The sequence below is a fragment of the Candidatus Poribacteria bacterium genome (genome assembly GCA_021295715.1).
GTDB lineage: Bacteria > Poribacteria > WGA-4E > WGA-4E > WGA-3G > WGA-3G.
The window spans coordinates 1-8,638 of the sequence record JAGWBV010000124.1 but is presented as its reverse complement, the minus strand read 5'-3'; the positions used below and the strand labels follow the sequence as shown (position 1 = coordinate 8,638).

The following is an 8,638-nucleotide window of genomic DNA, read 5'->3' as shown; positions in this document are numbered from 1 at the left end:
GAGTGCCATACCTCTGTCCCCATCAGGCACCAGTAGCTATTAAAGGCGACGAGCACCAGTCCAATCAGTAGGATATGCGGTTTGACGAGGTGTTTTACTTGGTTAGGTTTCCCGTTTCCGTTAGTCTCCATTCCCGCTCCTGCTAATGCGCTTCAGCACAAGTTTGCGTCTATTATAGTCTGATTTGGGTAAGTTTTCAAGCGGAGATGTGTTATAAGCCATCGGCAATCAGCCATCGGCAGTCGGCGGTCAGCAATCAGCAAAGTCGCTATCACGGAGTAGCGACTCAGCCATACGGGTAAGAAAATGGGGCGCGTTTCAGAGTATTCAGAGTAAAATCTGAAAAAGGGTGGGTTTCAAAAAAGTTGTAAACGTAGATAATGACTGCGTTTTGGAGAGTTTTGGTAGGAGATATCTGAAACGCTTACTCTGAAAATTTAGGGTGGGAGAGGGTTGTTGTCTGAATCAGGATTTTCAGGATAAACGCCCGTAAGAACGCCAATTTTCACGGAGGTTTTATCGTGGTAGGTGTGACATGGGTTGCCAAGATGTAATATGTGGGTCCTTCGTAAAAAACGAATGTGAAAATATTATTAACTTATGGTATCTGTGTTTTTGAAACTGGATGTTGTTTTACTTCTTAGCGGTGGTTACCTGACTCTCCTTTTTTCTTGCAATCCGTTGTGGGTCAATGTATAATTCTCACTATCCCTAACAGGACAAAAAAAGAAGGTAACAAACGATGTCAACTGGAATGCAAACGCCACAGAATATATTGTCAACGTTCACGCCTTTTGGACCACCCGTCTTAAACGCACACGGTCTCCCAAAGCGTGTGTTACTTGCATCGACGCAACCTTTCGCCCAAGAATTTATTGATGCTACGCCTACCTCAGAAAGTGCTGCACAGTGGCTTGTCAATTTACTGCATCTATTAGCCGGTATCGTGAATCGGAATGAAGACCTTAGCCATCTTGTGATAAGGGAAACCGAGTATCAACGACTCTCAGCAGTGATGGACGATTTAATCTATGGTGTTGGTGAAGATGAAACTCACCCTTTGTCGGCAGCGATGGCATTGGTCGGTGTGCTTATTAAAACTTATGAAGATCAACACTTTCCAAAGTTAATAGATCTCTACCCTGAACTGGCAGAAGATACCGCTGTTGAAACAACTGGCGAGAGCAAGAATGTCACTGCTCCTATATCAGGTCGGATCGACACAGATTTCGTTACCGTTTTCTTTTCTATAGGGTGCCTGCTTTGGAAAGTCGGTAAAGCAGAGGAAGCTACTTCTGCTTACGATTTAGCAATCCGTATAAATCCAGATTACGCCAGTATTTATGCCGGTCGGGGCGAGGCAAAATCCGGTCTAAATGACCTTGTAGGTGCAAAGTCCGATCTCCAGAATGCATTGAAGATCGCGGAAAAACAGAAAGAAGACAGTTTCAGCAGGGCTATTGAGGAACGACTGCAAGAATTTGATGTAGTAGAAACTGTTGTTGAGTATTTCTCTGAATCAAGGTTTGCTAAATTTTCTATGCTCAGAGAGTGCAGGATTCAGATAGGAGCAATCCATAGCAGAACTGACCTTGTGCTTCGTGATGCCCAAGAAAATTTTATCGTTATCGCAGCGTGTAAATTATCGGGTGAGACAAGTGCCACCGAACCGCTGAAGAGTTTCCTCTGTGCGACCGACACGCCGTTCGGTATATTCGCATCCAGCAGAAATAAAGGTTCGTGGATATTCTATGAGAATTTACGGCATAACCGGTTTCGACGAATTACGCGTCCTGATTTCGAGCAAAAGGTTCTTGAGTAGATGGAGGGAAAACTAACGTCTCGTCTGAAAACTGACTACATGTTCTCCACCAAAGCAAGTGGGACTGATAGTGAAAAAGCGCGTAAGGCAATTGAGGCCGTTCGGGAAGCAGTTCGGGTTTCAAGTAGAAGTCATACATCTGAAGTAGAGAAAGCGAAGGCGGCATACATCAAAGCACTCAATGAGGCTGTGAAAAGATTCAGCCGTTCAAGATAATACTAATCATTGGCAGGGCAAGCAGTCCTGCCTATCTTTTTTATCTTAAGACGTAGCGTGATATTTGAACACAACACGCCGGACGTATCCTGGCAATCCTAAAATCCTGTAAATCCTGATTCAGACGATTCTCCCTTCATAGCGGTTTCCCAAAACACAACACATACCCGTCATAATCCCTGAGTTCAAACGCTCGGAGACCGTCGTCGGTGTCCGCGAGGGGTTCGTGGAACTCTAATCCACGGGATCGATACTCAGCAAACAACGCGTCAGGATCGGAAGTTAGTATGAAAGCGTCCCACCTCGCCCATTCGTGCCGGGTGTGGTTCGGAACTGGATGAATATCTTCAGTGATATGTTTGAGAAGAATCCGGACGTCATCGCGACTCACAATTCCAAAAAATGGATCATCTTCTGGGACGAGAATATCTGTCTCAAAGCCGAGTTTCCGATTGTAAAAGTCGATTGACACCGCAAGGTTTTCTACAATAAAAAACGGATAAATCCTTTCAAGGGTTGTACTTTTTGTCATTGTCCAGCCTCCCTTTCTTTCCACAATATCCTAACAGATTCCTGCCCAATATTCAACGCAGAAGATTCTCATGGAAAAGTCGCTCCGGTTTGTAGTAGTGCGATTCATCGCACGTTCTGAAGGGACAATGGACGACAAATGGTTTCCTTTCCTCTTTGAAAAAATCAATACGCCGCCAAAAATTTTACACCCCCTTTTAATCAAACCCGTTTAGAATCGAAATTTCGCTGCATTTCGCTGCCATTTTGTCTTTTAATCGAACCCGTTTGGAATCTTGGCAATACATCCAGTGGAGACGCAAAACTCTGAACGGTTGGTTGAAAGGGCATAACCATCGAAATCCTATTGAAGACGCATTTAATGACTACCCTTAAATCCCGATTTAGACAACACCCCCGGATATGTATAAAAAATCCATAAAAGCATAGTTGACACGTTCGAGGCTTTACAGTATACTAACAGCGATGATCACACTCTGGATTGAAAAAGGACATAGATTTCATGGCAACGCTCAGATGGGGAATACTCGGTTGTGGAGATGTCGCTGAATATAAGGGCGGACCGCCCCTTTACAGCGTCGATGACTCGGAACTCATCGCTGTGATGCGACGGGACGGCGCGAAAGCGGAATCCTTTGCTGAGAGACACGGCGCGAAACGATTCTATACCGATATAGACGCACTTCTATCAGATGACGAACTCAATGCGATCTACATCGCAACGCACCCGTATCTCCACTGCGAACAGACACTCCGTGTGGCAGCGGCGGGCAAACACGTCCTCTGTGAGAAACCGATGGCGATGACAGTTGAAGAATGTCAACGGATGGTGGATGCCTGCCACGACGCTGGCGTTACCTTGATGCTCGCCTATTACCGAAACTTCTATCCGAATATCGTGAGGATGAAGGCGTTGATGGATGAGGGCACTATCGGGGACGTGGTGCTGGCGCGGATCAATCACACCGGCTTCTATGATCCGAATCGGCACGACTTGCATAGTTGGCGGGTGGATCCGAAAATTAGCGGTGGTGGGGTGCTGATGGACCTCGGTAGCCACCGCATCTCGCTTCTTCAGTATCTGATGGGAGAGGTTGAATCCGTGCAAGGCTACGCCGAGACGGTGCATTTGGATATTCCAGTTGATGATTCTACAGCGTTTACGCTCCGTTTTAAGAGTGGCGCGCATGCCGTTGCGAACGTCAACTGGAACGTCGGTGTTTCGATCGACGATGTTGAAGTCTACGGCACAGAAGGGGCTTTAAGGTGTTCACCGTTAAATAGCGGTAACCTGACGCTCGAAAAATCGGATGAGCAGATTGCAATGAACCAGACCCCGTTTCCGCACACGCACACGGGGCTTGTGGAGAACTTTGTCAACCACCTCAAGACGGGTGAACCGATTCGGTGTTCAGGCGAGTCGGGATTGCAGACGAATGCAATTATCGCGCAGATAATAAAATAATAGGTTGTGACGCAGATATTGAGGGGATACTTGATTATATGCGTGCCGCGGAATGTCACCGCTGCTACTTTCGCAAATTTCCCTATGAGGAATAGAGGATAGTTTTTGTGAGAAACATGATTTTGATACCGGCTGGCAGACTTGAAATAGGAAGTGTTGACGCATTCTATATTGACACACACCCTGTGACAAATCTTGAATATCAGCAGTTTCTATTAAAAAACCAGCAGTGGCAAAAACCGCATATTGAGGATAGGTTTCACGACGGGGACTATCTCAAAGATTGGGAAGGCAACGATTATCCGAGCGGGACAGCGAACCAACCCGTGAGGTGGGTAAGTTGGTTTTCGGCAATGGCGTATGCACAATGGGCAGGCAAGAGGCTGCCAACAGAGACAGAGTGGGAATATGCTATGCGCGGCGGGTTTGCCAATCTGAAATATCCGATTTGGGAATGGTGTCTTGACCTATTTGACGACGATTTTTTCTTTGCCATGCCTCGCAAAAATCCACGCGCAGGTACCAACGAGATAGAGTGGATCATAAACAATTTCACAGACATTGAAACGCTACCCGTAAGGGCTTACACAGCAAAGGCATCTGCGCCACCAATCGCTTACTGCTTTCACCTACAAACACACTCTACGAATATAGTTTCCGTTGTGCAGAATCAGCGAAATAATCCGAACCTTATAAACAGGGCGAGGTTAGGAAACCTCGCCAGCGGTAAAGAATTGATTTTCTGGGTGTTAACGAATCCGTTCGGACTCCAATGTTAGCCAGTCCCAATATGCCCTCGGCATCTCTGCAGGTGGCTCCAATCCCGATTCTTCACGCCACCGTAACAACGGGTGTTGCCGATCAGGTTGTGGAAGATTAACGTTTGTGCCATACGCCGCCGATTCAAAGATACCCATCATCATTTCAATGATGTGTCGTCCCTCGGTGCCGCTGCACGTATGGGGTCTGCCTTCATCCAAGGCGTTGACATAGTCCTCGACAAACCAGTAATCCGCTTCCGACGCGCTACTATCGGGATCGTAATGATCAGGATAGATAAGTTCCAACGGTTCCCACTGGTCGTGTGTGCCGTCGGGAACATAATGAGGTGTCGGTAGCCACCACGCGCCGCCGAGCCCCCAGAAGAGTCGTCCTTCAGTGCCGTAAAGCTCCATCGTATACCCGTTGGTGTCCATTTTGTCGAAGCGATGCTGGAGCAGGGTACCGGTGACATTGCCCTCATACTGCAGCGTCGCCGTGATATATTCGCCAGCGATTGTCCCCATGCCGCTCGGAGACGGCACAACATCTGTCGGCATAATCGGTTTCCCGCCCGTCGTCAGGTGTGCCGCAATACTATGACAACGTTCCCCGAAGTGGAGCATGTTGTTAAGCATGTGCGTGCCAATGTTCATCAAGCCGTAGCCGCCGTAGTAGCCTTTCCCGCTACCGTACATGTAGCGCAACTCACCGATTTTGCCCGCGTCAAAGGCACGTGAGAGTGTCTGCATAGGTGCTCCAACCCTGCCTTGATGGTGGACGGCGACCTGTGCGCCTTCTTCCTTCGCTTTGGCGATAACAGCATCTGCCTGCACGAGATCCACACACATCGGTTTTTCGACCTCAATGTTGACCCCATGCTCCAGCACGCGCATGCACAGATCGTAGTGAAATTCCGTGCCGGTGGGAATCGCTACAATGTCAGGTTGGATTTGCCGAATCATCTCATCTAAATCGGTGAACCGCGCGGTGACGTTGACTTCTTCGCCGAGCGTGTCGAGACGTTCCTGAACCAGATCACAGAGTCCGATAATCTCTGTGCGCGGATGCGCATGATATGCGCGTGCTGCCGCCGTCCCACGTCCTCTACACCCTAAAATCCCGATCCGATATGTTTTCATGATTTTCTCCTTGATAGATATGCCGACAGCGCATAATCAAACGGCGTGGCGGTGTCCAGTTGGACGTAATCGATCTGGCTCGCGCCACACCCACGACGATAGCTTTGAATGAACTGATTCAATTTTTCAAGATAATCCGCTTTCAGCGTATCTGCTTGTGTTGAAAGCGTTTCTCCGGTTTCCATGTCCCGAAAGACAACAGAACCGGTATAAGGGAAGGTAAGTTCGGCAGGATCGAGCAGGTGGAAAACGATGACTTCATGTTTCTGATGACGCAGGTGTTTCAGGGCAGAGATAACCTGCGAAGGTTCATCAAGCAGATCGGAGATGACAATCACCAAGCCGCGTCTCACAATCCGTTTGGCGAGTTCGTGGAAGAGACCGCTCAACTCGGTTTCCTGACCGGGCGTGGCATTCTCTAAAGCCGACATAATCGCTCGTAGATGCGTTGCGGCACCTCTCGGTGGGATGTATTGCGTAATCTCCGTGTCGAAGAGTGCTAAACCGACAGAGTCGCGCTGCTTCAGCATGAGATACGTGAGCGTCGCAGCGAGATAACAGCCGTATTCAAACTTCGTCAATCCCTCCTCTGTGTGTTTATAGTTCATCGACGCGCTCGTATCAAGGAGGATATATGCGCGTAGGTTCGTCTCCTCTTCAAACTTTTTGACGTAATACCGATCCGATTTCCCGTAGACTTTCCAGTCGATATAACGGATCTCATCGCCGGGCATATATTGTCGGTGTTCTGCGAATTCCACGCTGAACCCTTGGTAAGGACTCTTGTGCAACCCAGTGACGAACCCTTCAACGACGAGCCTTGCGACGAGTTCCATACCGCCAATTCGAGAGAGGGCAACGGGGTCTAAGTACTTATGAGATGTTTGCATATTTCTTTTATTGGATTACTTAAAAACGGCGACTGACACGCGGCGTTTTGGCGCAACGGTCTGACGAAGTTTCTTAATGCGTTCAATTACTTGTAGCGTCTGTGCAGTCATGTAACCCTCGCCACAATTAGGACAATGGATAGTAGGCACATCTTCGATGACGAGGAGGGACTCGCCTTTACCATAACTTCGGGAGACATAGCGCTGACGCGCGCCCTCTTTTCTGCCTATATCGCACTTCATTCGTTAATTTCCGCGTTCACTTTACTTAAACTGTGCAAGGAAATCCGCCGGTTTTACAATAAGAATGTTCCGATAACTTTTAAGCGGTAACAGATGCTTCTGATCACCTGTGACGATGTGAGTGGCACCCGCGACCACAGCACATTCTACAACCATGCTATCGTCTGGATCTGTAGTAACTCCTTTGAGGCGGTTCGGAATTTCGACAGGTCGGAGAAATCCGAGAAGTTGAGTCTTCAATCTTGTCCACAATTATAACAAAAATTTGCTTGAATATCAACCCAAATGCGAAAACCCTTGGAAAGCACACTTGACAAGTGAAACATCTAAATGGTATAACAATAAATCTGTAGGTGTTTTTGCTTGGGTGTTTCCCCTAGGTAGAGCGGTAAATACGCCGAAAAAATCACAGAATGTGGAAAAATATGTCGTTTTTCAAGACACTTTCTGTGTCAATAACGATAGCGAAACCCAACTTGTACTTTTATCAAACTCACGTTGTAATACACTCATATAGAGGAAAGTTAGATTATTCTCGCTCTAAGAACTGATGAAGGAGATAGCAAAAGGTCAAGGCACCCACTGCCTAAAGGAGACCGGGGTTTTCGAGAAAACGTCTTACATCTGCTCCACAGAGGGACCCAAGGCAGCCCTCAAGATGTTTATCGCAGCGTTGATGTCTCGGTCGTGGTGGGAACCACAGGCGGGGAAACCTGTCCACTGCCTATCTTTTAGCGTTAGATTTTCGTTGGGATGTCCGCACTCCGAACAAGGCTTTGTTGTCGGTGTCCACCGTCCGATTTGTAGGAACGCACGCTTATGTTTGAAACACTTGAACTTCAGAATCTCAACAAACTCGTAGAAGGCGAGGTCAGAGACTTTGCGTCCCCACAGGCGTTTCATACCGTCCAGGTTCAGCGTCTCGGTTACGATGGTATCAAACCTTTTGCACAGGTCTGTAGCACGTTTGTAGTGCCAGTCTTTGCGTTGGTTGGCTATCTTGCGATAGAGACGGGCGAGTTCGCCGACAGCACGCCACCAATTGTGAGAACCTTTGACCTTACGAGAAAGGCTTTTATTGAGTTTCCGAAGTTCGGTCAAGGACTGTTTCAAGGGGTGTGGATGTTGAATCTTCTCACCGGTATTCAGGGTCAGATACGTCTCGAGCCCGAAATCTATTCCTACGCTCTCACCTGTAGCAGAATAGGGTTCCGTCGAGGCATCATCCGTGACAACATACAACCAAAATGTGCCAACCGCATCCCGAAGAATTTGGATATAGCGGACAGTTCCTTTCCATTCACGGTGCTGGTGGAACGAGAACCAACGCTTGTGGAACTTAAAGGAGTGCGAGGGTGCCTCCCACGCTTTTATAGAGAGACGCACACGACCCGCTTCAAGCAGATAACCCGATTGAAACTTCGCAGAACGATAACGGTCTTTGCGTTTGAACTTCGGCAGTCCACCGAGACCGTCAAAAAATCTGTCATACGTGATGTGGATACGGACGATCACTTCGTCAAGTGTATCACGCGGGATCCATGTCCAATGTTGCTTGGTACGTTGGAGC

10 protein-coding genes are annotated in these 8,638 nt (G+C 47.9%); 4 read left to right on the top strand and 6 right to left on the bottom strand.

The window, feature by feature from the left end:
* The first annotated feature begins 742 nt into the window (after positions 1–742).
* Positions 743–1,822, top strand: coding sequence for a hypothetical protein (locus J4G07_21105; protein MCE2416486.1), 1,080 nt, complete (start codon positions 743–745; stop codon positions 1,820–1,822).
* The gene (locus J4G07_21100) at positions 1,823–2,038 is read left to right on the top strand and encodes a hypothetical protein (protein ID MCE2416485.1); all 216 of its coding nucleotides are present in this window, start codon (positions 1,823–1,825) and stop codon (positions 2,036–2,038) included.
* Between the two features lie 136 nt (positions 2,039–2,174).
* On the opposite strand, the gene J4G07_21095 is transcribed toward J4G07_21100, so the two are convergent.
* Positions 2,175–2,570, bottom strand: coding sequence for a VOC family protein (locus tag J4G07_21095; protein MCE2416484.1), 396 nt, complete (start codon positions 2,568–2,570; stop codon positions 2,175–2,177).
* 501 nt (positions 2,571–3,071) lie between these two features.
* On the opposite strand from J4G07_21095, the gene J4G07_21090 reads away from it, so the two are divergent.
* Together J4G07_21090 and J4G07_21085 are read left to right on the top strand one after the other, a co-directional pair.
* On the top strand, positions 3,072–4,034 hold the full coding sequence (locus tag J4G07_21090; GenBank protein MCE2416483.1) for a Gfo/Idh/MocA family oxidoreductase: 963 nt from the start codon (positions 3,072–3,074) through the stop codon (positions 4,032–4,034).
* Between the two features lie 107 nt (positions 4,035–4,141).
* The gene (locus J4G07_21085; GenBank protein ID MCE2416482.1) at positions 4,142–4,813 is read left to right on the top strand and encodes an SUMF1/EgtB/PvdO family nonheme iron enzyme; all 672 of its coding nucleotides are present in this window, start codon (positions 4,142–4,144) and stop codon (positions 4,811–4,813) included.
* On the opposite strand, the gene J4G07_21080 is transcribed toward J4G07_21085, so the two are convergent.
* The 5 genes from J4G07_21080 to J4G07_21060 form a co-directional block, all read right to left on the bottom strand.
* Positions 4,784–5,935 carry a Gfo/Idh/MocA family oxidoreductase gene (locus J4G07_21080; protein MCE2416481.1) on the bottom strand — a complete coding sequence of 384 codons (1,152 nt, stop codon included), beginning with the start codon at positions 5,933–5,935 and terminating at the stop codon, positions 4,784–4,786. The two genes, J4G07_21085 and J4G07_21080, sit on opposite strands and share 30 nt — an antisense overlap.
* The gene (locus tag J4G07_21075) at positions 5,932–6,825 is read right to left on the bottom strand and encodes a DUF58 domain-containing protein (GenBank protein ID MCE2416480.1); all 894 of its coding nucleotides are present in this window, start codon (positions 6,823–6,825) and stop codon (positions 5,932–5,934) included. The genes J4G07_21080 and J4G07_21075 overlap by 4 nt, the downstream gene beginning before the upstream one ends.
* 15 nt (positions 6,826–6,840) lie before the next feature.
* Positions 6,841–7,068 (bottom strand): type II toxin-antitoxin system MqsA family antitoxin, encoded by a 228-nt coding sequence (locus J4G07_21070; protein MCE2416479.1) that lies wholly within the window; start codon positions 7,066–7,068, stop codon positions 6,841–6,843.
* A 21-nt stretch (positions 7,069–7,089) separates the two neighbouring features.
* Positions 7,090–7,308 (bottom strand): hypothetical protein, encoded by a 219-nt coding sequence (locus tag J4G07_21065; GenBank protein MCE2416478.1) that lies wholly within the window; start codon positions 7,306–7,308, stop codon positions 7,090–7,092.
* Between the two features lie 378 nt (positions 7,309–7,686).
* On the bottom strand, positions 7,687–8,638 hold a 952-nt coding region (locus J4G07_21060; GenBank protein MCE2416477.1), incomplete at its 5' end, for a transposase.

Excerpts from the sequence above, each read along its gene's own strand:
- J4G07_21080 (MCE2416481.1), bottom strand. The coding sequence starts at position 5,935 with ATGAAAACATATCGGATCGGGATTTTAGGGTGTAGAGGACGTGGGACG.
- J4G07_21075 (MCE2416480.1), bottom strand. The coding sequence starts at position 6,825 with ATGCAAACATCTCATAAGTACTTAGACCCCGTTGCCCTCTCTCGAATT.
- J4G07_21105 (MCE2416486.1), top strand. The coding sequence starts at position 743 with ATGTCAACTGGAATGCAAACGCCACAGAATATATTGTCAACGTTCACG.
- J4G07_21095 (MCE2416484.1), bottom strand. The coding sequence starts at position 2,570 with ATGACAAAAAGTACAACCCTTGAAAGGATTTATCCGTTTTTTATTGTA.
- J4G07_21070 (MCE2416479.1), bottom strand. The coding sequence starts at position 7,068 with ATGAAGTGCGATATAGGCAGAAAAGAGGGCGCGCGTCAGCGCTATGTC.
- J4G07_21090 (MCE2416483.1), top strand. The coding sequence starts at position 3,072 with ATGGCAACGCTCAGATGGGGAATACTCGGTTGTGGAGATGTCGCTGAA.
- J4G07_21100 (MCE2416485.1), top strand. The coding sequence starts at position 1,823 with ATGGAGGGAAAACTAACGTCTCGTCTGAAAACTGACTACATGTTCTCC.